The organism is Limnomicrobium aquaticum (assembly GCF_040545545.1).
In the GTDB taxonomy this organism is placed as follows: domain Bacteria; phylum Pseudomonadota; class Alphaproteobacteria; order Rhizobiales; family Rhizobiaceae; genus Ensifer_A; species Ensifer_A aquaticum.
On sequence record NZ_JBEPMB010000005.1, the window covers coordinates 180,201 to 201,857 of the forward strand.

Below are 21,657 nucleotides of genomic sequence, written 5' to 3' on the forward strand. Positions count from 1 at the left end.
TTATGCCGTCTTCAGCGGCCTGATCCGTTCGACATGGAAGGGCGCGCCGCGCTCGGGCTCGACGAAGAGCGCCAGATGCGAGGCGGCAAGCGGCTTTCCGGAAAAACTGCCGAAATGCATCTCGAGCCTGCTTCTGACATCGCTTCGGTCCGCTTCGGTAACAGGCCCGGTCAATGTCATGTGAAATCTGAATTCCTCGAACACGTAGGGGTAACCCCATTCGAGGAGATATTGGCGCTGCCGCTCGGGCAGAGCCTCGGGCTTGCGCCGCGCGATATCCGCTTCATTCAAGGGTGCGCGGAAGGGTTCGAAGGTGCGGACACAGGCTTCCGCGAGCGCATTGATGCCGGCGTGGGCGTTGCTGCCCGGGACGAGCGCGAAGAAGGGACCGAGCTGGCCGATGACGATTTCGGGGATCTCGAAGGCCGGTGTCTCGGCGCAGAATTCGTCGAAGGCATCGAAGAGGCTTGCAGCGTCGATGCCCCTGTGCAGATGGAACGGGGCCTTCAATGTGCCGTGAAAGCCATAGCGCGCGGGGTCCGCAACCAGTTCCTCGCGGCCTGTGGCGGCGGGCACGTCCTCGTCGAAGGCATCGCGGCCCAGCCACCCGGCGGCAGCGCGGGTTAGCGGATGGGTGGCTTCGGTCGAAAAATAGATCGCGTAACGCAAGGGCTTTTCCTTGGTTCAAATGGGAAACGTCAGGACTGGCAACGGGGAATCGGGTGGCACGCACTCAAGGTTTGCAGATAGGCTCCGATTATGACAGCCCTTTGGTCGAAAACCGGCATCGTCAGATCATCTTTTCTCCGACGATCGCGCTGCGCAGCCTGTTGGAGATCATGTCGAAGACATAGACGACGATGAGGAGCAACACGACCATGTAGGCGACGTTCTGCCAGTTGTCGTTGGTGCGCATCGCTTCCCAGATCTTCAGGCCGATCCCGCCGGCGCCGATGGCCCCGATGATGGTCGCGCCACGGATATTGGATTCCCACTGATAGAGCGTCTGGCCGGCAAAGACCGGCATGACCTGTGGCAGTACGCCATAGCGCTGCACCGCGATCGGCGACGCACCGACCGAGCGGATGCCCTCGCGTGGCTTGTTGTCGATGTTTTCCAGCGCTTCCGCATAGAGCTTGCCGAGCGAGCCGACTTCCATAAGGAAGATCGCGCCGCTGCCAGACAGCGGGCCGGGACCGAAGGCGCGGGTGAGGAAAAGGCCCCAGATCAGCATGTCGACCGAGCGCATGAAATCGAAGAAGCGTTTGAGAACCGCGTTCAGCAGCCGGTTCCGCGTGATGTTGCGCGCCGCCAGGAAGGCGAGCGGGAAGCCGACGACGGCGCCGAGCAGGGTGCCGAGGAAGGCCATGACGATGGTCTGGAAGAGTTTCGTCCACACATCGCCATGCTGCCAAGTCGAGTTGTTCCAGAAGTCGTCGAAGGCAAGCGAGAGGTTCGACTGGCTCGGATCGATCCGGTCGCCGGAGACGAGCAGGGACACAACCTCGCCGGTCGATTTGCCGAAGAAATGCGAGGTGGGATCGAAGATGAAATTCGGCCAGCCGAAGAAGCGCTTCACCACTTTCACGCGGTTGGCGTCGATGCTGAGCCAGCCGGAAAGACCGAGATCGACCTGCACATTGTCAGCCGCGGCGCTGACCCAGCCTGGCGGCGTGCCCACCACGGCGGGGGCTGTGCCGGACGTCTTGATGGTGAGGCTTGTGCCATGCGCATTCACCACCGTCGCGTCGCGGCCGATATGGACGCCGCCCGCCATGTCGACGGTGTAGGAGCCATCGGCCTCGGTCTTGATCCAGTCGGGCTGCTTGGGGTCGTCACCCAGAACCGAGAAGCGCGGATAGCGGATATCGATCGTGCCGTTGTCCTTGACGCGGAACTGCGGCTGCACATCGTAGCTCACCCATTGCAGCAGGTAGATGCTGAAGCGTTCCCAATGAGCCTCGTTCACCATCTTCGGCAGGTTGAAGAACCAGACGGCATAGAGAACGTAAAGCAGCGTGCCGACGATCACGAGCGGCGCGCCGAAGCGCTGCCAGCGCGTACGGTGCAGAAGCTCGGGGTAGCGCGTCTCGATATCGCGGCGGTCGAAGGTGTTGATCATCGTCATCGTGGTCATCCCTCAATGCGCCAGCAGGAATTGATGTTCGCCGACGAGCTTCTTGCGCAGCCAGGCAGAGAGCTGGTCGACCGCAATGATCGTCAGGAAGAGGAGCAAGAGGAGCGCCAGCGTCTTGGCGCCGAAGCCGCGGGCAATCGCCAGACGCAGCTCCTCGCCGATGCCGCCGCCGCCGACCGCGCCGATGATGGTCGAGGCCCGGACGTTGATTTCGAGGCGCAGCAGGCCATAGGAAATCAGGTTGGGAAGCACCTGCGGAAGAGCCGCAAAGCGGATGCGCTCCAGCCGCGTGCCGCCGACCGAGCGGACGCCTTCATCCGGCTTCATGTCGATGTTTTCGATGATTTCATAGAACAGCTTGCCGAGCGCGCCGATCGTGTGCAGCAGGATGGCGGCGATGGCCGGCACCGGACCTGCGGAGAGGACGGCGGCGAAGAGGCCGGCAAAGACGAGTTCCGGAAAGGCGCGCAGGAATTCGCAGACCCGCCGGGCACCAAACCGCATCGCCGGCGACGGCGTGATGTTGCGGGCCGACATGAAGGCCAGCGGGACGGCAATGAGAAAGCCGAAAATGGTCGAGAGGATCGCGATATTGAGCGTGGTGATCATCAGCTCGAAATATTCTGGGATGTAGAAAGCGCCCCAGATGTAGACGCGGCCGGAGGCGAAATCATAGGCCTCGCTGCCATTGGCAAGCGGGCTCGGGCGGCCGAACAGCGCGCGCCAGACATCGTTCCAGTCATTGGGGATCAGCCATTGCAGGAAGTCGAAGAGATGCGGCAGCCGCTCGAAGAAATGGCCGGCATTGGCTTCGTCGGCATATTGAACCGAGGCGACAAAACCGATGGCGATGAGAACGAGACCGATGATCGTATAAAGCCTGCGGCTCGATGTCGTCCTGTCCCAGGCATCGACAATCTCGCGCGTTGTCTCTTTGAGAACCGGTTCTGTGTTTGCGACGCTCATCGTTGCTCCGTCAGCCGTTCCAGGGGACAGCCAGATAGTTCTTAAAACAAGAGAATGGGCGGCCCGGATGAGCCGCCCACCTTCAGAATGTCAGACGATCAGCCGCCGATGGCCTGCTTGCGCACTTCGATGATGGCCTTGTAGTTGTCGGCGGTCACAGGAACATAGCCCTTGAAGTCGCCGCCTTCGATGGCGCTGAAGCACTTGGCGTCCTTGGCCGGCAGTTCGGTGAAGAACTTGGCGAGCTTTGCCTGCCATTCCTGGCCGAGTTCGCTGCGAACGACGAGCGGGCCGTTCGGGATGAGCGGCGAGCGCCAGACTTCAACGAGCTTGGACGGATCAACCTTGCCCTTGGCAACCAGCTTGTGGAACGTGCCGGAGGTGTAGCCGTCAGCGAAATCGCCGAGGCCCGAGCTATCGTCGACAGCAACGTCGACCTTGCCGTCATAGGCGGCGAGCAGGTTGTTCTCGTGGCCGCCGTTGAACTGCGTGGCCGAGAAGAACTTGTCGTTCGGGGTGCCGGTGTCCTTCGGAATCTGCGTCAGCGGAACCAGGTAGCCGGAGGTGGAGTCCGGATCTGCATAGCCGAGCTTCTTGCCCTTGGCGTCCTTGATGTTCTTGATGCCCGAGGACTTCAGCGCGAGGCCGATCGAGTAGTAACCCGTCGAGCCGTCCGTCTGCTGCGTTGTCAGGATCGGGGTCACAGCCTTGGCGTTCTTCAGGTAAACGTTGGCGAAACCGGCAGCGCCGAGCTCGGCGAAGTCGAGCGTGCCGCCAAGCAGGCCCTGGATGACGCCGTCATAGTCGGCGGCCGGGAAGAGCGAGACCTTCTCGAAGCCGAAGTCCTTCTTCAGATGGTCCTGAAGGCAGGCGAAGTTGCGCAGACGGTCGGCCTGGTTTTCGCCGCCGAGGATGCCGACGCGGAATTCCTTGAGATCGGCTGCACCGGCATTGACGGCGAGCACGAGAACCGCCGAAGCGGCAAGCAGGGCTTTCTTGAACATGGTTTTCTCCAGTGAAACCGGCGAGATGCCGGAAAGTCTTCAAACTGCGACGGGTGCCTTTGACGCGGGCGGGCGAACGGTTGCCGTCAATTGACGGCAGGCATCAGCGCACCGGCCGCAGCGGGCTTGTAGGCCGGAACGGGATTGATGGATGTCGAAGTCATCGTTTCGTCGATGGCGCCATCGGCGCCGTAGATGCGGTTGACCGCTTCCGTGGTGAGGTCGGCAGGCGTGCCGTCAAACACGACGCGGCCGCCAGCCATGCCGATGATGCGCTGGCAATAGGCGCGGGCGGTATCGAGCGTGTGCAGGTTGGTGATGACCGTGATGCCTTCGCGCTCATTGATGTCGCGCAGCGCGTCCATCACGATCTTGGCGTTCATCGGGTCGAGCGAGGCGATCGGCTCGTCGGCGAGCAGAACCTTCGGCTGCTGCATGAGCGCACGGGCAATCGCCACGCGCTGCTGCTGGCCGCCGGACAGCGTGCCGGCCGGCTGCAGCGCCGTCTGCTCGATGCCGAGGCGCTCAAGCGCTGCGATCGCCATGATCCGCTCTTCGCGGGTGAAGAGCCCAAGCACGCTCATGGTGGTGGAACGGTAGTTCAGGCGACCGAGCATGACATTGGTCAGGACGTCGAGGCGGGGAACAAGATTGAACTGCTGGAAGATCATTGCGCAATCGCGATGCCAGCGGCGCAGCGCGCTGCCTCTGAGAGCCGAGACTTCCAGTCCATCGAACACGATGGAACCGGACGTCGGGTCCGTGAGGCGGTTCAGCATGCGCATCAGCGTTGACTTGCCGGCGCCTGAACGGCCGATCACGCCGACCATCTGGCCGGACGGAACGGCAAAGCTGACAGAATCGACGGCCGCCTTGCGGCCGAACACGCGGCTCACTTCTCTGAGCTCGAACATGAACCAAGTCCCTGTTTCATTATTTGTTAGGAAAAACGCTACTGCCCGAGCTTGAAGCCCCGATGTCAGTTTTGTTGCAGTTTTCTGAATTTGATTTTGCAGTTTTGTGACGGCGTGTGTGACGCCGTCATTCGTACTTGGCAAGGAAGGCTTCTGCGTCCAGCGCACGGAAATCCTCCAGCGCTTCACGCAGTGCGTCATGTTCCCAGTTCCACCAGGCAAGCGCTTCGAAACGCGCGACAATTTCCTTCGGGAAACGTTCGCGGATGGGAGCCGCCGGCACCCCGCCGACGATGGTGTAGGGGGCGACATCCTTGGAGACGACGGCGCCTGCGCCGATGACGGCGCCATTGCCGATTGTGACGCCGGGAAGAAGGATCGCGCCGTGGCCGATCCATGTGTCGTGGCCGATTGTGACACGGTTCTCGCGGCGCCAGGAGAAGAAGTCCTTCTCGTCTTCCGCATCCGGCCAGTAGTCGCCGGCCCGATAGGTGAAGTGATGGAGCGTCGCCCGCCACATCGGGTGCTTGGTGGCATTGACGCGCACATCGGCGGCGATATTGGCGAATTTGCCGATCGTGGCGCACCAGACCATGCTGCCGCGCTCGATATAGGAATAGTCTCCCAGCTCCGTCTCGCTGACGCGGCAGAATTCGGCAATCTCGGTATAACGGCCGAGGGTGCAGTCCTTCACCTTGGCGGTCGGATCGATCAGGGGTTCGATGGAAAGCTTGGTCATCGCTCAGGCCGCCTTTCGTGCGGAGAAGCCGGAAACGTCGATGATGCGATCGGCAACGCGCCCGCGCACATCCTCGTCATGGAAGATGCCGAGAAGAGCCACGCCCGCCTGCTTCTTTTCCTCGATCATCCCGATGACGACCTCGCGGTTTTTCGCGTCGAGCGAAGCGGTCGGTTCGTCGAGGAGCAGGATCGGGTGATCGGTGATGAAACCGCGCGCGATGTTGACGCGCTGCTGTTCGCCGCCGGAGAATGTGGCGGGTGGCAGCGACCAGAGTTCGCGGGGCAGGTTGAGCGCGGAAAGCAGTTCCTCGGCACGCGCGCGGGCGGCTTCAAGGGTTGCGCCGCGCGCGGTCAGCGGTTCGGCAACGATATCGAGCGCGGAGACGCGGGGGACGACGCGCAGGAACTGGCTGACATAGCCGATCGTGTTGCGGCGGACCTGGATGACGGTGCGCGGATCGGCGGTCGCGAGATCGATGACGCGGTCCTCATGCTTGACGAGGATCTGGCCGGTATCGACCGAATAGTTGCCGAACAGCATCTTCAGGATAGAGCTCTTGCCCGCACCCGAGGGGCCGCCGAGCACAGCGCATTCGCCGGCCTTCACCGAAAAGTTGACGTCCTGGATGACGGGAAGCAGCGTTCCGCCACGCAAGTGCATGGTGAAGGATTTCGCGACTTCGGAAACGACAAGCGGCGTTGCCATGATTTGACCTTTCTCTTTGTCTGACGCAATTCCGGACACGAAACCGGCGTCCACTTTCGTTGGAATTGCTCTCAAACCTGAAGGATCGAGGAGACGAGAAGCTGGGTGTAGGGTTCGCGCGGATCGTCGAGGACGCGATCCGTGAGCCCCTGTTCGATGACGAGACCGTCCTTCATCACCATCATGCGATGCGAGAGAAGCCGGGCGACAGCGAGGTCATGCGTGACGACGATGACGGCAAGGCCGAGATCCTGCACGAGCCCGCGAATGAGATCGAGCAGGCGCGCCTGAACCGAAACGTCGAGACCGCCGGTCGGCTCGTCCATGAAGACAAGGCGCGGGGAGGTGACGAGATTGCGGGCGATCTGCAGGCGCTGGCGCATGCCGCCGGAAAAGGCGCGCGGCTGGTCGTCCATGCGGTCGAGACCGATTTCGACGCGGCCGAGCCAGTCGCCGGCGGTCTCGCGGATGCGGCCATAATGCCGCTCGCCGACGGCCATCAGGCGCTCGCCGACATTGGCACCGGCAGACACCGTCATGCTCAACCCGTCGGCCGGGTTCTGGTGGACGAAGCCCCAGTCGGTGCGCATCAGGAAACGGCGTTCGGCCTCCGGCATGGTCGCCAGATTGCGATATTGACCGTCCCGCATATGATATTCGACGCAGCCGACATCGGCGGTCAGACGGGTCGACAGGCAATTGAGCAGCGTCGTCTTACCCGAGCCAGATTCGCCGACAATCGCCAGCACTTCACCCGGCCAGAGATCGAAGGAGACGTCGCGGCAGCCGATGCGGCCGCCATAGAATTTCGACAGTTCGTGAACTTTCAGAAGCGGTTGCTGGCTCATTCCGCAGCCTCCTTGTTGGCCACACCCAGTTCGCCGACATGGCCGGCCTCGCGGCGTTCCTCGCAGAAATCGGTGTCGGAGCAGACATACATGCGCCCGCCCTTGTCATCGAGGATGACTTCATCGAGATAGACGCCATGCGCGCCACAGAGCGCACAGGGCTTTGCGAATTTCTGGATCTCGAAGGGATGATCCTCGAAGTCGAGGCTGACGACCTTCGTATGCGGCGGGATGGCGTAGATGCGCTTCTCGCGGCCCGCGCCGAAGAGCTGCAGCGCCTCCGACATATGCATTTTCGGATTGTCGAATTTCGGGATCGGCGAGGGGTCCATGACATAGCGGCCCTCGACCTTGACCGGATAGGCATAGGTCGTGGCGATATGACCGTTGCGGGCGATATCCTCGTAGAGCTTGACATGCATGAGGCCGTATTCTTCCAGCGCATGCATCTTGCGCGTCTCGGTCTCGCGCGGCTCGAGGAAGCGCAAGGGTTCCGGGATCGGCACCTGATAGACGAGAACCTGACCCTCGGTGAGCTGTTCTTCGGGAATGCGGTGGCGGGTCTGGATGACGGTCGCCTCGCGCGTCTTGGTGGTGACGGCGACATTGGCAACCTTCTGGAAGAAGGCGCGGATGGAGACCGCATTCGTGGTGTCGTCGGCGCCCTGGTCGATGACCTTCAGCGTATCGTCCGGCCCGATGACGGCGGCCGTCACCTGCACGCCGCCCGTGCCCCAGCCGTATGGCATTGGCATTTCGCGCGAGGCGAAGGGGACCTGATAGCCCGGAATGGCAATCGCCTTGAGGATCGCCCGGCGGATCATCCGCTTGGTCTGCTCATCGAGATAGGCAAAATTGTAGGTTGCGAGTTCGCTCATTGGGCCATACCTCTTTCAAGCGTGGGACGGGCGGACATGAGGGGCGTGTCATGGAATGGGTGTTCATCGCCATTTTTGGGGGCGTCGTTCTGGCGTTGGGGCTTCTGCGCAAATCCACCGGAAGTTCCGGCGATGGCGGCGGCGTCTTCGACAGTCATGACGGTCATTGCGATGGGGGGCATGGCGACGGAGGCGGCGACGGCGGGGGCGGCGACGGCGGGGGAGATTGAGGCAGCGATGGTCATTCCGCAGCCTCCTTCATCTCTTCGACGATCTCCTGCGCCGCGTCATATTCCCGGCGCATGCGGCGGACGAGGTCGAGTTCGGCCTGGAAGTCCACGTAATGCGGAAGTTTCAGGTGTTCGACAAAGCCGGTCGCCTGGACGTTATCGGAATGCGAGATGACGAATTCCTCGTCCTGCGCGGGGGCAACGATATCCTCGCCGAATTCGGACGCGCGCAGCGCCCGGTCCACCAGCGACATGGCCATCGCCTTGCGTTCCGACTGGCCAAAGACGAGGCCGTAGCCGCGCGTGAATTGCGGCGGCTGCTTGGCCGAGCCCTTGAACTGGTTGACCATCTGGCACTCGGTGACCTGAACGCGGCCGAGCGACACGGCAAAACCAAGCTCCGGAATGTCGATCTCGACCTCGACCTGACCGATGCGGATTTCGCCGGCGAAGGGATGGGTGCGTGCATAGCCGCGCTGGGTGGAGTAGGCGAGCGCCAGAAGGAAGCCCTCGTCGCCGCGGGCAAGGGCTTGCAGGCGCTCGTCGCGACCCAGCGGGAATTCCAGTGGCTCGCGGGTGATGTCGCCCGGCGCATCGTCATGTTCGCTCGGCTCCTCGATCTCGATCAGGCTTTCGCCGGCGAGAATGTCGGAAACGCGCATGACCGGCTCCGTGCCCGGCTCGCGCTGAATGCCGTCAGTTACTTCATGGTCCTCAAGGAGCGATGGGTCGAGCAGGCGATGCGTGTAATCGAAGGTTGGTCCGAGCAGTTGTCCGCCCGGCAGATCCTTGTAGGTCGCTGAGATGCGGCGCTCGACCAGCATCGCGCCGGTATCGACGGCGCGGGAATAGCCGAAGCGCGGCAGGGTGGTGCGATAGGCGCGCAGGATGAAGATCGCCTCGATCATGTCGCCACGGGCCTGCCGCATGGCCAGCGCTGCCAGCGTGCGGTCATAAAGCGAGGCTTCGGCCATGATGCGGTCGACGCCGAGCGCAAGCTGGGCGACGATCTGGTCGATGGAAAGCGCTGGAAGCGAGCGGTCGCCCCGGCGGCGGTCGGCCAGCAGCCGATGCGCATTGGCAATGGCGGCTTCGCCGCCCTTCACGGCAACATACATGTCAGCCTCCCAAAGCTTGAAGATCGGTGGAGCGCGGCAGGGCCATGAGGTCCGAACCGGCGGTGAAAACGATGTCTAGGCCCAGCGGAAAGAAGGCGCGGTTGGTGGCCCAGCGGCGCAGGAAATCGGCGGGCAGGCCCTGTGCCGTAATGACCGTGCTGTCCTTGATACCGGGTCCGCGTGCGACGAATTCCGGGCCGCCGCTCAGGGCGGGCAGCTCGATCACGAGCGTGGCGGAGCGGTCGGGATAGTCCTGGCTGCCCGGAGCGAAGCCATGGAAATCCGGGATCGGCTCGCCGGCGGCGAGGAAGGCGAAACGCGCATGGGCGGATGAGGCGACGATCTCCGCGCCAGTGTGGAAACCGACCCAACCCTTGACCGTTTCATGGGCAAGTGCCGGCGAAAGCCAGACGGTCGTGTCGTGATCGGCCAGCGTCAGCGCGACCGCGCCTTGCGCGACGCCTACCGGATGCGGTGGGTTTGCATCGCCTCCGATCGTGTGGATCGTGCCGGGACGGGACATGGCGTCCATCAGAGCGCGGAAGGTGGCCTGAGCACCCAGAACGGGATTGGCGAAACCGCCTTCAAGAGCTTCGGTATGCAAGGACATCAGTCGTCTCCCCGGACCATGGTGAAGAAATCAACCCGCGTGGCAGCGGTTTCGGCGGCAAGCCGTGCATCTTCTGTCTCGATGCGCGCGGCGACGTTGGCGCAAAGCGCTTCAACTGCTGCGCAATGCGCGGGCGTTTCGCCAAGCGCGTCGAGAATAGCCGAAAGCCGCGTGGCACCTTTGTCGCCGCCAAGACGCTGGCCATGGCCGACGCCACCGCCGGCAAGGCGCACCGTGGCGCGGGTGACCGTGGCTTCGCCCAGATTGAACAGCGGGCCCGTGCCGCCCATCCGGCCACGGATCATGACGAGGCCCGTTTCGGGGCCGCGCAGGTTCGTGGCCTCCGGCACGCCGCCGATGACATCGAGCGCGCCTTCCATTTCCTCGACGGTGGCGCGGGCGAGGCGCTCGATCCTCAGCTTGCGCGCCGCGTCTGTTGCACTCGGGGCCGTTCCAGGATTTGTCCTTGCTGCGGTCTGCATTTGAACCTCAAATGTATATTTATCTAGACAATTAAACCTATTCCATGTAGGTACCATTGTCGAGTGACATTTGGGTGACATGTTCATGACTGGGACGAAGCAGGCGGGGATCGACAGGACGAGCGGCGTGGCGCTCTGGCGGCAGATTGCAGACGACATTCGCGTCGCGATTGGAGCCGGCGAGTTTCGGGAGGCCGGAAAGCTGCCCGGCGAAATGGCGCTGGCGGAACGCTTCGGCGTCAATCGTCATACTGTACGGGCAGCCATTTCCGCGCTGCAGAACGAAGGGATCGTCAAGGCCAAGGCGGGCAGGGGAACGGAAATCCTCTCCGACTTGCGCCTGAAAATGCCGATTTCGCGCCGGACGCGTTTTTCCACAGGGCTTGGCGGGCAGGCGCGACGACCGGAAACTGCTTACATTGCAGCTGGCGAGGCGGCCGCCAGCGATGAGGTTGCCGCAGCGCTTGCGATCGCTCCCGGATCGCTTTGCGTGACGCTTGAATCGCTCGGGCTGGCGGATGGCATTCCGGTTTCTCTCGCGTTTCACTATTTTCCGGCCGCTCGCTTCGCAGGAATTGCCGAGCACTTCCGCCGCGAGCGATCGGTGACGCGATCTTTCGCCGCGATGGGGCTGGCCGACTATGTCCGTGTTTCCACCGACATCTCGGCCAGACATGCCGATGAGTATGAACGTGACTGGCTGAGGCTGACGCCGGGCGGGATCGTGCTTGAGGCGCTTGCCGTCAATGCCGATCTTGAGGGCGTTCCGGTACAGTATTCGAGGACACGTTTCTCTGCGGGCCGCGTGAGCCTTCATGTCGGGACCGACGGCGAGCTTTGACGCTAAGCAGACTTGCATTGGCAGGCCAACGCTTCGTTTGCTTAGATTTTTGTTTTGACGCAGGTTCTGATCGGAAAACCGTGGGACACTTTTCCGGAACCTGCTTAGGGTCGGCGAGGGCCGGTAGAACCCGAAACCTGTTGCTTGTGCGAGGCGATCCTTGCCTGCCGCCTGAAATTGGTTGAGTTTGCAAGCCTCTTCAAACCGGCAGGAACATCATGACGAGCAAGGCTGCAACGCTTGAAACGCTTATCGCTGCAATCGCGACCAAGGGGGAGGCGGGCAACAGGGTGATCTCGGCCATTGCCGGTCCACCGGGTGCCGGGAAATCAACACTGGCGGAACAGATTGTGGACGCGCTGAACAGCGCCGAGCCTGGTTCTTCGGCCATCCTGCCGATGGATGGATATCATTACGACGACATGCTGCTCGTTCCGCGGGGCCTGCGTCCGCGAAAGGGAGCGCCGGAAACCTTCGATGCCGCAGGCTTTGCTCACATGCTGATGCGTCTTCGGCAGAATGCCGAGCCGGAGATTGCGGTGCCGGTGTTTGACCGTTCGATCGAAATTGCGCGCGCCGGCGCCCGCATGATCTCCCAGTCCGTCCGATACATCATTGCCGAGGGCAACTATCTTCTTCTCGATGAAGGGCGTTGGCGCGAACTTCACCGGCATTACGATGTGACCGTGATGATCCGCGAGCCGGACGCAGTTCTGCGCGCGCGGCTGGAAGACCGCTGGAAGAACCTGACTGCGGAAGAGCGGGCCTGGAAGCTCGATGGAAATGACTTGCCCAACGGGCGACGTGTGATGGAGGGCAGTATCGCAGCCGATTTCGTTTATGGTGCGGATTGAACGAAAAGCGTCGAAGACCGGTGCCATCCGGCGCGCTGTGACATGCTCTTCACAATCGTGAGGCATATGTCTCGAAGATAGCAGGCGAAGCGATTTCGAGCGGTTGCAGCCCCGAAGCGTTTCTGGCGCAGGTTCGTAGTCTCGCTCTTCTTCGTTGTTCCCCGAACCGGCGGGCGGTGAATGCGCGCGGTCGGTGCAGCTTGGGCTATCTACACATCGGGGTCTGCCGCATGACGGCGTGTGGCAGGCCGGTCCAAGAGCCGCAAACGGTGGTCAGACATGAAAATTGCTGTCGCGGGGACGGGTTACGTTGGGCTCTCCAACGCCGTGTTGATGTCCCAGCAGCACGATCTGGTGGCATTGGATATCGTTCCGGACCGCGTCGATGCCATCAACGGGCGCAAGAGCCCTTTTGCCGATCCTGAACTTGAGACTTTTCTGACGATGAAACCTCTCAGGCTCAAGGCAACCCTGTCCAGGGAAGAAGCGTATGTCGGGGCCGATTTTGTCGTCATAGCCACGCCGACAAACTACGATCCGGTGACCAATCATTTTGATACGAGCTCTATCGAGAGCGTCATCCGGGACGTCGTCGCGATCAATCCCCATGCAGTCATGGTGATCAAGTCCACGGTGCCTGTCGGCTATACCAGCCGTATCAGAAACGAAATGGGGTGCGAGAACCTGATCTTCTCGCCGGAGTTCCTGCGCGAGGGCAGGGCGCTTCACGACAACCTTCATCCGTCCCGGATCGTTGTGGGCGAACGTTCGGAACGTGCCCGCACCTTTGCCCATATCCTTCGCGATTGTGCGCAGAAGACCGATGTGCCGGTTCTTCTCACAGACTCGACGGAGGCAGAGGCCATCAAGCTCTTTGCCAACACGTATCTTGCAATGCGGGTTGCCTATTTCAACGAACTCGACACGTTTGCAGCAACCCATGGGCTGAACACCCGGCAGATCATCGACGGGGTCGGGCTCGATCCGAGAATCGGAACGCATTACAACAATCCCTCCTTCGGCTATGGCGGATATTGCCTTCCCAAGGATACGCGGCAGCTTCTGGCCAACTATCAGGACGTTCCCCAGAATCTGATCAACGCCATCGTGACGTCCAACACAACGCGCAAGGACTTCGTGGCGGAGGATATTCTTCGGCGCAAACCGTCAACAGTCGGGGTGTTTCGGCTGATCATGAAGGCGGGATCGGACAACTTCCGCTCCTCCAGCATCCAGGGGATCATGAAGCGCATCAAGGCGCGGGGCGTCCCGGTGATCATCTACGAACCGGCTCTCAGGGAAGAGAGCTTCTTCGGATCCAGGGTGTACACGGATCTGGAGGCCTTCAAGGCTGAGGCCGATGTCATTCTGACCAATCGAATGTCGCCCAGCCTGACCGACATATCCGAGAAGATATACACGCGCGATCTCTTCGGCAGCGATTGATGGTTGACGGTCCGAGCGATCGGGCCAGAAAACAAACTGGCCAGACGGGGCGTAATGTGCGTGCAGACTTTATGTCCGGCTGCTTTTAGCTACATTTTGATCGCGCTACATAGGATTCGAACGTCAAAGGCCTTACGGAAATGATGCGACTGATCGTGTCGGCTGCGCTGTGGCTATTTGTTCTGACGAGTAGCGCCCTGGCACAAGATGCGGTCTGGACGAGCAAGCCGGTTCGTGTCGAGCCGTCGAGGCAGAATTTCGAGCGTCTGCCCACTCTCATGCTCGGCGTGGAGGGCGGAGTGAGCATTTCATTCCCGCTGCGCATCGACATGCAGGACAGCACAAGTTTTGCAGCCAATGGCGTGAATTATCAGATCAAGGACCTCATACCCGTCGCCTCAAGCCGGCTTTGCCAAACCCAGGCGGGTGTCCGCTGGTCCTGTGGCAAGCAGGCGTCGATCTTCGTTGGCAATCTGTTTCGCGGGAAAACGCTGGCGTGCAAGGTCGAGCGCAAGGCTGACCACATTGCGCTTTCCGGCTGCCGCGATCTCCGAATGGAGATATCGAAGGAGATCGTCGCACAAGGGTTTGCCTTTCCTGACGGTGGCAATGGCGATCTGCAAACGACGGCAATGAGCGCGAGAGAGCGGCGGGCGGGCGTCTGGAATGACGCTGACTGCCTCAACGCCCTTCATTCCTGCTGATTTGGCTGCGCATCGGTTTGAGCCTGCAGGGGCGTTCGTTCCGGAAGGGGCTGATTGAGCTTGTAGTGCGGGTTTGCCGTCTGGCAACGATATTTCCCGCATCGTGCCTCGATCATCAGATTGAATGCGCCGGGGGACGATTGCTCCTCAAAGAACTTCATGCCGATGGCCCGGATTTCGGTGCTGAATGGGGTGTATCGGCGAATCTGGTTCATCGGATCGACGGACTCGTTACCCAGGAGATGGCTTAGGACCAGCTCTGCCGCTCTCTCGAAATCCGGCTTGAAATCCTGTTCCATCCGTTCCGGCGCGTTGACAAGCTTAAGCCTCACCGAGATCGTGCCGCCAGCCAGATTGCGCCGGGTTTGCAGGAAAAGCGAGTTGTGCACCTGCGTGTCTTTTGCCACCGACACATTCAGCACGCCCGCACAATCGTATGTATCGGCAAGAAGGGCATTGGAAGACCACTCCAGATGAAGGCCGGGAAATGCCCTTCCCAGAAGCGTGCAGAAATCGGTCGCGCTAAAGGCATCTGCCTGCGTGAAGGCGTTGTCACGGAAAACCACGCCAGCGCTGGCCAAACTGCTTGTGAGCACCAGCGGCTTTTCTCTCTTGCTTTTGTTGATGCTTCTGGGCGGCGGCAGAGGTGTCGCCGGAGCGGGCCTCCTCAACGAACTCAGCATATGCAGAAACCTGTCGATCGGTTTCCTCTGATATGCAGCAAGGATCGCGCTGGCGAAGGCACATAAAGCAAAAACCGTGAGCGCCAGGACGATAGTCTTGCCGGTTTGAGGAGAATGCCGCTTTTCGTCTATGCCCATGCAGCGTGTTCAAATCCAGCAATCGTCGTGAAAGCCAATGGCCACGATCGAGAACTTCGAGACTACCGACCGTCCATCGCGTTTATGCCGGTGGCCTGCGTGCGGGCGAGGTCATCGCCGTCAGACTTCTTGTACAATAAAGCGAGTGTATTTGCGCTGGCAACAATTTCAAGGAGAAATTTGGAAGCCACGGAGCCGCGGTTTGGGGTTTGTTGTCGCTTGTCTTGTCTGGATCCGATTCCAATTATCCCTATCAAACTCCAGCCGGTCAGCCTTTTCTGTGGCCTGGAGTGGAAATCGATGTGTCGAAAAAGTTGCAATCGTTAAAATGCGATGCACTTCCAAAATCCGATAGCAAGACCATCACGCTAATCTCAAAGCGTTACCAACGAGGTCGTGTTGAGATGTCTCGGATTACGAGAGCGATAAATTTTGCCGGTCTTGCATTTGCCGTAGCTATCGTCGGAACGCCCGCTCTGGCGGGACCAGGCGGGCTCGTGCGCCCCCTGAAAAATGCGACCAATGCGTCGTTCATGCCGCAGGGAAAGCAGACAATCGCACCCTTTGCGCATGTCCGTTTCTGTCTGGCCTCGCCCGAAGAGTGTTCCGACGGATCCGGGCCTTCCATCGTCGACATGACACCGGCAAAGCTTCGGATGCTGCGAAGCGTGAACAGCCGGGTGAACAATTCAATCGAACCCTATATGCCCGATGGTCCCGAGACGTGGGTCATCAACCCCGAGCGCGGCAATTGTCATGATTATGCGGTGACAAAGCGGCACGAACTCATCCGTCAGGGTTGGCCCGCCGCAAGCCTCCGCCTTGCCGTCGCCTACACACCTTCCGGCATCGGCCATCTGGTGGTTGTCGTCCGCACGTCAGAGGGCGATCTCGTCCTGGACAACCTCACGGAAAAAATCGTCGCATGGAATAAATCCGGCTTGCGTTTCATCGCTGTCGAAGCAGGCGACAAGCCGCGCGTGTGGTTCGCGATGCGCTAGATCCACGCCTCCCCAGGGGAGCGCGACCGCTTTGGGGGAAAGCAGCAGCGTCAACCAGCTACCGGGTACTGCTGTCAGGGAATGATCGCGCTACTTGCGAATTCGGCTGCTTTGCGCATGCGATGCTTGATGTGGAGATTTGGAACCACTCCGACACGCTGACCAACCTGATAGCCGGTTTCAACGGCCCGGTAGGAACCTCCCCACGCGAGGAGGCTGACCAGCGTGCAGATAATGATAACCTGGATCCTCATTGGCTTGTGTTATCACAATTATTTATCTTGACCGAGTGGTGACGCATGTTGGCCACCCATTTTTAGGCGGCGAAGAAGGTCAAATCGGTTCAGCCAAAACGCCGTCAACGGTCTTGTTAGTTTTCGCTGCAAGCCTGAGCGTCGTCTGGACGAGGACCCTTCCACATCTATTTTCCAGTTGTAGTCTGGTTCGACTAAATGTTTTGCGTGCGCAGGGCTCGCTTGCGCACGATTCTGATTGCGTCTCAAAATTGCGGAAGACGGCGGATATTCTTGCACTGCAGCAGAGTCTGCTGTACACCCACAGGTGGAATTGAGCATTACCTTGCGGAAGCGTTTCAGAGCGACCGCGACCTATTTTTTCGATGGTTCATAATAATGCACGATATTTCCAGAAAGCGTAAGACGGCGCTTATTACCGGCGTCACTGGACAGGATGGTTCGTATCTTGCCGAGTTCCTTCTGGCCAAGGGCTATCAGGTCCACGGCATCAAGCGTCGAGCCTCACTTTTCAACACATCGCGCGTGGATCACATCTACGAAGATCAGCATGTTGAGAACGCGCGGTTCAAGTTGCACTACGGTGATCTCAGCGATACCTCGAACCTGACGCGGCTGATCCGGGACATCGAGCCGGACGAGGTGTACAACCTCGGTGCGCAGTCCCATGTCGCTGTCAGTTTCGAGGCTCCTGAATATACTGCGGATGTTGATGGAATTGGAACGCTGAGGCTACTTGAAGCGATCCGCTTCCTCGGGCTGGAGCAGAAGACACGCTTCTATCAGGCATCGACGTCGGAGCTCTATGGTCTGGTAAAGGAAGCTCCTCAACGGGAAACGACCCCGTTTCACCCCCGTTCGCCTTATGCTGTCGCCAAGCTGTATGCTTACTGGATTACCGTCAATTACCGGGAAGCGTACGGGATATATGCTTGTAACGGCATACTCTTCAATCATGAGTCACCGCGGCGCGGCGAGACCTTTGTGACCCGCAAGATCACGCGTGGCCTGACCAACATTGCGCTTGGCCTTGAGCCCTGCCTCTACATGGGGAATATCGACTCCTTGCGCGATTGGGGCCATGCGAAAGATTACGTTCGCATGCAGTGGATGATGCTTCAGCAGGACGAGCCCGAGGATTTTGTCATTGCTACCGGCGTGCAGTATTCGGTCCGTCAGTTCATCTTGTGGGCGGCTGAACAGCTGGGCATAACGATCGAGTTCTCGGGCAAGGGCGTCGATGAAATCGGCCGGGTGGCGGCGATCAAAGGCAAGCTCGCGCCCGCTCTCAAGATCGGCGACGTGGTGGTCCGGATCGATCCGCGCTATTTCCGTCCGGCCGAGGTGGACACGCTGCTTGGTGATCCGACCAGGGCGAAGGAACGGCTCGGGTGGGTCCCCGAGATTGCGGTTCAGGATATGTGTGCGGAGATGGTTGCGGAGGACTATAAGGCCGCGCGTCGGGTTGTGCTGCTGCGCCAGCACGGGCTTGAAATGCCGGTGAGCGTGGAAGGCTGACATGCATTTTGAGCTCGGCGGCAAGCGAGTATGGGTGGCTGGTCACAGTGGAATGGTGGGCTCGGCGGTCGTCCGCCGTCTGGCCAGGGAGAACTGCGATATCTTGACCGCGGGACGGGATACTGTCGATCTGAAACGGCAGACCGAGGTGGAGACCTTCATCAGAGACGCTCGTCCCGATGTGGTTGTCATGGCCGCTGCGAAGGTTGGCGGGATTCTTGCCAACGATACCTATCCGGCAGACTTCCTCTACGACAACCTGATGATCGAGGCGAATATCGTGGAAGCCTCTCATCAGGTCGGCGTGGAGAAATTTCTGTTCCTGGGGTCGTCGTGCATCTATCCCAAGTTTGCTGACCAGCCAATCCGGGAGGATTCGCTTCTGACAGGGGCGCTCGAGCCCACGAACGAATGGTATGCGATCGCCAAGATCGCCGGCATCAAATTGGCGCAGGCCTACCGCAAGCAGTTCGGCCACGACTATATCTCAGCGATGCCCACCAACCTTTACGGGCCGGGCGACAATTTCGACCTGAATTCCAGCCACGTCATGCCTGCAATCATCCGCAAGGCGCACGAGGCGAAAATCAGAGGAGATAGCGAAATCGTGATGTGGGGGACAGGTCAGCCCCGTCGCGAGTTCCTGCATGCCGACGATTGCGCCGACGCCCTTGTATTCCTTCTCAAGAATTATTCCGACCTGGAGCATGTCAATGTCGGGTCCGGCGAAGATATCACCATCCTGGAACTCACCGAGCTTGTCTGCGATGTCGTCGGCTTTGAGGGGCGCATTGTCCACGATCTGACGAAGCCCGATGGCACGCCTCGCAAACTCATGAGTGCAGACAAATTGCGGAGCATGGGGTGGCGCCCCCAGATCGGCCTCCGCGAGGGCATCACGGCGACCTACAGCGCGTTTCTTGCGGGCGAATACAGCGAGCGGCAGGGAAGGCGAGCGGTATGACTGCAATCGGGCAGGGTGTATCGGCTGACGAGCAGGCGTCCGTCACGGGATTCGGACTGTCCAGGCGCGTAATTGTCTATTGCATGAACTACGCGCCGGAAGTCGCCGGCGTGGGGCGCTACACGGGTGAAATTGCCGAGCATTTCGCTTCCATCGGGATGGACGTCCTGGTCGTGACGACACCGCCGCATTACCCCGGATGGACCGTGCAAAGCGGCTTTGAAAATGCCTATTCGTTGGGTTCGGAGCAGATGATCAAGGTTATACGTTGCCCGCTGCTCCTCCACCGCAAGATGGGCGGCATCTGGCGTTTGATCGCCCCGCTGTCATTCGCGATGTCTTCTGCGCCGGTGATCTTCTGGCAGATATTGCGCCGGAGACCTGATGTCGTCTTCTGCGTGGAGCCCACTCTCCTTGCGGCCCCTGCTGCGCAGTTCGCTGCCCGGTTGGCAGGTGCATCGACTGTGCTTCATGTGCAGGATCTCGAGGTCGATGCGGCCTTTGCTGTCGGTCACCTCGGATCACGGACCTGGCTGAAGAAAATCGGCCATGCCTTTGAACGCATGACACTTCGGCGCTTTGATAAGGTGATTACCATATCGAGCCGCATGGCCGAGAAGCTGCGTCAGAAGGGTATCCAAGACGAGCGGCTGGAGGTTGTGCGCAATTGGGTCGATCTTTCTCATATCTACCCTCTGGCCGAAAGGAGCCCTTATCGGGATCAGCTCGGCTTCAAGGATGACGATTTTGTCACCCTCTATTCAGGGAATATCGGCGCCAAACAGGGGCTGGGCGTGCTTCTGGATGCCGCTGAAAGACTGAAAGACGAACCGCGCGTGCATTTCGTGATCGCGGGAGAAGGGCCTTTGAAGGCTGAGCTGCAAGCGCGATACGCTCACCTGAAGAATGTCCGCTTCCTGCCATTCCAGCCCTATGCGCGGCTCAACGAGTTTCTGAACATGGCCGACCTGCATGCACTGCCGCAGGATAAGGGTGCGGCCGATCTGGTTCTACCATCCAAGCTCGGCGGAATGCTGGCCTCCGGCAGACCGTTGATTGTCACCGCGGACGAGGGGACAGAGCTCACGGAGTTCCTCCGCGGTACCGCGACGATCACCCCGCCCGGAGACGTGGAAGCTCTAGCCGCCGGGATTGAGGCCGTCCTGGCAGGAAGAACGCACGAACGCGACCCGGTGATCCTTCGGGAGCTATGTTTGGCGCTGGCACGCGATAGCGGCCTTGCAAGTTTGGCGAGGCTCACGATCGGACAAGCTCAACCAATGCGAAGGGTGTTGAATGAGCATAGCGCGTAGGATAGCGACTGGCAGCGTAGCCAATTTGGCTGGTGTCGGTATCAGCGCGTTGCTACAGCTCCTGACTGTGCCTGTCCTGGCGTCGGCGTGGGGACCGGAACGTTTCGGCCTTTGGATGATGCTGACAACCATACCGACCTATTTCGCGCTGACCGATCTTGGGTTTGCGCAGGCTGCCACAACCGACATGACAATCAAGGCGGCCCGCCAGGAACATGAATCGGTGCTTGCCACGTTTCAAAGCGTCGGGTTGCTTTTCGTTGCCTCTTCGGCAACCGTCTTTGCTCTGTCGACGCTGTTGCTAATGCCCGGCATTCTCAGTGACGCACAGAGCGAATACTGGATGATTCAGAATGCGGGAATCATTGTCCTCCTCACCGGATATTCGGCGTTGGCGCTCGTTTCGCAGGTAACGCTCGCCGGCTTCCGAGCGACTGGGAACTATGCCGTTGGAACCTTGGTCTATGACAGCCTCGTCCTTGTCGAGGGATTGGCGGCACTTCTCATCGCATTCCTGGGCGGGGATTTCCGGGCGGTGGCGATTACATTCATTGTGATGCGACTGTTCGGCCTGGCGATCCACTACAGCTACCTGCGGGTGAGGGTGCCCTGGCTATATCTGGGCTTCGGCCACGCCAATTTTGAAGAGCTCAAACGACTGCTAGCGCCTGCTCTGGCGGCGATGATGATCCCGGTTGCGCTTGCCATCAACCTGCAGGGTGTCGTGCTGCTCGTCGGAATTGTTCTTTCCCCGGCAAGTGTTGCTCTCCTTGCGCCAGTCAGAACCGCGAGCCGCGTGATCATACAGGTGATCGGCGTTGTTAACCGAGCAACAATGCCCGAATTGGGAAGAGCCTTCGGCGCCAACGCGGAAGTGGCAATCTCGAAGCTCCTGAAACTGAATCTCTTGATGGTTTTGGTGATGCTGGTTCCGGGCGGAATCGCTTTTGCCGTCTTTGGTGCTCAATTCGTCACATGGTGGAGTGGTGGTCACATTGTACCGCCGAAGTCGTTCGTGGAGATCATGGCCCTTTCCATGGTAATCCACGGTTGCTGGTATTTCGGATCCAATGTTCTCCTAGCCACCAACTCGCACACGGCCTTGGCGAAATACATTCTCGGTTCATCGATTGTGTCCCTTATTCTTCTCGTTGTTTTCGCTCAGAGATTTGGCCTGGTCGGATCAGCAATTGCCTTGGCTCTATCGGAATTGATTAATGTGATAGCCGTCTTTCAAGTAATACTCAGAAGGCGGAATATAAAAATCGCCTGAAAATGCATAGTTTGAACATTAAGACCTACTATCC

Annotated in this window: 23 protein-coding genes; 10 read left to right on the forward strand and 13 right to left on the reverse strand. The window is 60.0% G+C overall.

Annotation, left to right across the window (positions count from 1 at the left end):
• The 9 genes from ABID16_RS16260 to ABID16_RS16300 form a co-directional block, all read right to left on the reverse strand.
• Entirely contained in the window at window positions 1-669 is a 669-nt protein-coding gene (locus tag ABID16_RS16260; protein ID WP_354557404.1) for a DUF1045 domain-containing protein, read from the reverse strand.
• A 121-nt stretch (window positions 670-790) separates the two neighbouring features.
• Complete coding sequence (gene phnE / locus ABID16_RS16265; protein ID WP_354557405.1) at window positions 791-2,128, reverse strand: phosphonate ABC transporter, permease protein PhnE; 1,338 nt, start codon at window positions 2,126-2,128, stop codon at window positions 791-793.
• A gap of 12 nt (window positions 2,129-2,140) precedes the next feature.
• Complete coding sequence (gene phnE, locus ABID16_RS16270) at window positions 2,141-3,103, reverse strand: phosphonate ABC transporter, permease protein PhnE (protein WP_354557406.1); 963 nt, start codon at window positions 3,101-3,103, stop codon at window positions 2,141-2,143.
• A 98-nt stretch (window positions 3,104-3,201) separates the two neighbouring features.
• The gene (gene phnD, locus ABID16_RS16275) at window positions 3,202-4,107 is read right to left on the reverse strand and encodes a phosphonate ABC transporter substrate-binding protein (RefSeq protein WP_354557407.1); all 906 of its coding nucleotides are present in this window, start codon (window positions 4,105-4,107) and stop codon (window positions 3,202-3,204) included.
• A gap of 86 nt (window positions 4,108-4,193) precedes the next feature.
• A complete protein-coding gene (gene phnC, locus ABID16_RS16280; protein ID WP_354557408.1) occupies window positions 4,194-5,021 on the reverse strand; it encodes a phosphonate ABC transporter ATP-binding protein in 828 nt (275 codons plus the stop codon).
• A gap of 127 nt (window positions 5,022-5,148) precedes the next feature.
• Window positions 5,149-5,760 (reverse strand): DapH/DapD/GlmU-related protein, encoded by a 612-nt coding sequence (locus ABID16_RS16285; RefSeq protein ID WP_354557409.1) that lies wholly within the window; start codon window positions 5,758-5,760, stop codon window positions 5,149-5,151.
• 3 nt (window positions 5,761-5,763) lie between these two features.
• Complete coding sequence (phnL, locus tag ABID16_RS16290; protein ID WP_354557410.1) at window positions 5,764-6,468, reverse strand: phosphonate C-P lyase system protein PhnL; 705 nt, start codon at window positions 6,466-6,468, stop codon at window positions 5,764-5,766.
• Between the two features lie 71 nt (window positions 6,469-6,539).
• Window positions 6,540-7,316, reverse strand: a complete 777-nt coding sequence (gene phnK, locus ABID16_RS16295) for a phosphonate C-P lyase system protein PhnK (protein ID WP_354557411.1) — start codon at window positions 7,314-7,316, stop codon at window positions 6,540-6,542.
• The gene (locus ABID16_RS16300; protein WP_354557412.1) at window positions 7,313-8,194 is read right to left on the reverse strand and encodes an alpha-D-ribose 1-methylphosphonate 5-phosphate C-P-lyase PhnJ; all 882 of its coding nucleotides are present in this window, start codon (window positions 8,192-8,194) and stop codon (window positions 7,313-7,315) included. Before ABID16_RS16300 ends, phnK begins: the two co-directional genes overlap by 4 nt.
• Before the next feature lie 50 nt (window positions 8,195-8,244).
• Here ABID16_RS16300 and ABID16_RS16305 point away from each other — a divergent pair, with 50 nt between their 5' ends.
• Window positions 8,245-8,424, forward strand: a complete 180-nt coding sequence (locus ABID16_RS16305; protein ID WP_354557413.1) for a hypothetical protein — start codon at window positions 8,245-8,247, stop codon at window positions 8,422-8,424.
• An 11-nt stretch (window positions 8,425-8,435) separates the two neighbouring features.
• On the opposite strand, the gene ABID16_RS16310 is transcribed toward ABID16_RS16305, so the two are convergent.
• From ABID16_RS16310 to phnG, 3 genes are read right to left on the reverse strand one after another with little or no spacing between them, the layout of a single operon-like run.
• Window positions 8,436-9,542, reverse strand: a complete 1,107-nt coding sequence (locus ABID16_RS16310) for a carbon-phosphorus lyase complex subunit (protein ID WP_354557414.1) — start codon at window positions 9,540-9,542, stop codon at window positions 8,436-8,438.
• A 1-nt stretch (window position 9,543) separates the two neighbouring features.
• A complete protein-coding gene (gene phnH, locus ABID16_RS16315) occupies window positions 9,544-10,152 on the reverse strand; it encodes a phosphonate C-P lyase system protein PhnH (RefSeq protein WP_354557415.1) in 609 nt (202 codons plus the stop codon).
• A complete protein-coding gene (phnG, locus tag ABID16_RS16320) occupies window positions 10,152-10,634 on the reverse strand; it encodes a phosphonate C-P lyase system protein PhnG (RefSeq protein ID WP_354557416.1) in 483 nt (160 codons plus the stop codon). The genes phnH and phnG overlap by 1 nt, the downstream gene beginning before the upstream one ends.
• Before the next feature lie 85 nt (window positions 10,635-10,719).
• On the opposite strand from phnG, the gene phnF reads away from it, so the two are divergent.
• The 4 genes from phnF (at window position 10,720) to ABID16_RS16340 (ending at window position 14,479) form a co-directional block, all read left to right on the forward strand.
• Entirely contained in the window at window positions 10,720-11,475 is a 756-nt protein-coding gene (gene phnF / locus ABID16_RS16325; protein ID WP_354557417.1) for a phosphonate metabolism transcriptional regulator PhnF, read from the forward strand.
• A 218-nt stretch (window positions 11,476-11,693) separates the two neighbouring features.
• A complete protein-coding gene (locus ABID16_RS16330; RefSeq protein ID WP_354557418.1) occupies window positions 11,694-12,329 on the forward strand; it encodes a nucleoside/nucleotide kinase family protein in 636 nt (211 codons plus the stop codon).
• Window positions 12,330-12,608: 279 nt separating this feature from the next.
• Window positions 12,609-13,775 (forward strand): nucleotide sugar dehydrogenase, encoded by a 1,167-nt coding sequence (locus ABID16_RS16335; RefSeq protein ID WP_354557419.1) that lies wholly within the window; start codon window positions 12,609-12,611, stop codon window positions 13,773-13,775.
• A 140-nt stretch (window positions 13,776-13,915) separates the two neighbouring features.
• Complete coding sequence (locus ABID16_RS16340; protein ID WP_354557420.1) at window positions 13,916-14,479, forward strand: hypothetical protein; 564 nt, start codon at window positions 13,916-13,918, stop codon at window positions 14,477-14,479.
• Here the strand turns inward: ABID16_RS16340 and ABID16_RS16345 are convergent.
• Window positions 14,467-15,300, reverse strand: a complete 834-nt coding sequence (locus tag ABID16_RS16345; RefSeq protein WP_354557421.1) for a DUF6030 family protein — start codon at window positions 15,298-15,300, stop codon at window positions 14,467-14,469. The two genes, ABID16_RS16340 and ABID16_RS16345, sit on opposite strands and share 13 nt — an antisense overlap.
• 290 nt (window positions 15,301-15,590) lie before the next feature.
• Between ABID16_RS16345 and ABID16_RS16350 the strand changes: the two genes are divergently transcribed.
• From ABID16_RS16350 to ABID16_RS16370, 5 genes are all read left to right on the forward strand, one after another.
• Window positions 15,591-16,301, forward strand: coding sequence for a transglutaminase-like cysteine peptidase (locus tag ABID16_RS16350; RefSeq protein WP_354557422.1), 711 nt, complete (start codon window positions 15,591-15,593; stop codon window positions 16,299-16,301).
• A 632-nt stretch (window positions 16,302-16,933) separates the two neighbouring features.
• Window positions 16,934-18,073 carry a GDP-mannose 4,6-dehydratase gene (gene gmd / locus ABID16_RS16355; protein WP_354557423.1) on the forward strand — a complete coding sequence of 380 codons (1,140 nt, stop codon included), beginning with the start codon at window positions 16,934-16,936 and terminating at the stop codon, window positions 18,071-18,073.
• Between the two features lies 1 nt (window position 18,074).
• Entirely contained in the window at window positions 18,075-19,037 is a 963-nt protein-coding gene (gene fcl, locus ABID16_RS16360) for a GDP-L-fucose synthase (protein ID WP_354557424.1), read from the forward strand.
• Window positions 19,034-20,350: a WcaI family glycosyltransferase gene (locus ABID16_RS16365; RefSeq protein WP_354557425.1), complete on the forward strand. Its 1,317-nt coding sequence runs from the start codon at window positions 19,034-19,036 to the stop codon at window positions 20,348-20,350. The genes fcl and ABID16_RS16365 overlap by 4 nt, the downstream gene beginning before the upstream one ends.
• Window positions 20,334-21,623 carry an MATE family efflux transporter gene (locus ABID16_RS16370; RefSeq protein WP_354557426.1) on the forward strand — a complete coding sequence of 430 codons (1,290 nt, stop codon included), beginning with the start codon at window positions 20,334-20,336 and terminating at the stop codon, window positions 21,621-21,623. The genes ABID16_RS16365 and ABID16_RS16370 overlap by 17 nt, the downstream gene beginning before the upstream one ends.
• The last annotated feature ends 34 nt before the right edge of the window (window positions 21,624-21,657 follow it).

Bases quoted from the DNA above. Each gene is read 5' to 3' on its own strand.
- phnE (WP_354557405.1), bottom strand. From the start codon at position 2,128: ATGACGATGATCAACACCTTCGACCGCCGCGATATCGAGACGCGCTAC.
- phnE (WP_354557406.1), bottom strand. From the start codon at position 3,103: ATGAGCGTCGCAAACACAGAACCGGTTCTCAAAGAGACAACGCGCGAG.
- phnD (WP_354557407.1), bottom strand. From the start codon at position 4,107: ATGTTCAAGAAAGCCCTGCTTGCCGCTTCGGCGGTTCTCGTGCTCGCC.
- phnC (WP_354557408.1), bottom strand. From the start codon at position 5,021: ATGTTCGAGCTCAGAGAAGTGAGCCGCGTGTTCGGCCGCAAGGCGGCC.
- ABID16_RS16285 (WP_354557409.1), bottom strand. From the start codon at position 5,760: ATGACCAAGCTTTCCATCGAACCCCTGATCGATCCGACCGCCAAGGTG.
- phnL (WP_354557410.1), bottom strand. From the start codon at position 6,468: ATGGCAACGCCGCTTGTCGTTTCCGAAGTCGCGAAATCCTTCACCATG.
- phnK (WP_354557411.1), bottom strand. From the start codon at position 7,316: ATGAGCCAGCAACCGCTTCTGAAAGTTCACGAACTGTCGAAATTCTAT.
- ABID16_RS16300 (WP_354557412.1), bottom strand. From the start codon at position 8,194: ATGAGCGAACTCGCAACCTACAATTTTGCCTATCTCGATGAGCAGACC.
- ABID16_RS16305 (WP_354557413.1), top strand. From the start codon at position 8,245: ATGGAATGGGTGTTCATCGCCATTTTTGGGGGCGTCGTTCTGGCGTTG.
- ABID16_RS16310 (WP_354557414.1), bottom strand. From the start codon at position 9,542: ATGTATGTTGCCGTGAAGGGCGGCGAAGCCGCCATTGCCAATGCGCAT.
- phnH (WP_354557415.1), bottom strand. From the start codon at position 10,152: ATGTCCTTGCATACCGAAGCTCTTGAAGGCGGTTTCGCCAATCCCGTT.
- phnG (WP_354557416.1), bottom strand. From the start codon at position 10,634: ATGCAGACCGCAGCAAGGACAAATCCTGGAACGGCCCCGAGTGCAACA.
- phnF (WP_354557417.1), top strand. From the start codon at position 10,720: ATGACTGGGACGAAGCAGGCGGGGATCGACAGGACGAGCGGCGTGGCG.
- ABID16_RS16330 (WP_354557418.1), top strand. From the start codon at position 11,694: ATGACGAGCAAGGCTGCAACGCTTGAAACGCTTATCGCTGCAATCGCG.
- ABID16_RS16335 (WP_354557419.1), top strand. From the start codon at position 12,609: ATGAAAATTGCTGTCGCGGGGACGGGTTACGTTGGGCTCTCCAACGCC.
- ABID16_RS16340 (WP_354557420.1), top strand. From the start codon at position 13,916: ATGATGCGACTGATCGTGTCGGCTGCGCTGTGGCTATTTGTTCTGACG.
- ABID16_RS16345 (WP_354557421.1), bottom strand. From the start codon at position 15,300: ATGGGCATAGACGAAAAGCGGCATTCTCCTCAAACCGGCAAGACTATC.
- gmd (WP_354557423.1), top strand. From the start codon at position 16,934: ATGCACGATATTTCCAGAAAGCGTAAGACGGCGCTTATTACCGGCGTC.
- fcl (WP_354557424.1), top strand. From the start codon at position 18,075: ATGCATTTTGAGCTCGGCGGCAAGCGAGTATGGGTGGCTGGTCACAGT.
- ABID16_RS16365 (WP_354557425.1), top strand. From the start codon at position 19,034: ATGACTGCAATCGGGCAGGGTGTATCGGCTGACGAGCAGGCGTCCGTC.
- ABID16_RS16370 (WP_354557426.1), top strand. From the start codon at position 20,334: ATGAGCATAGCGCGTAGGATAGCGACTGGCAGCGTAGCCAATTTGGCT.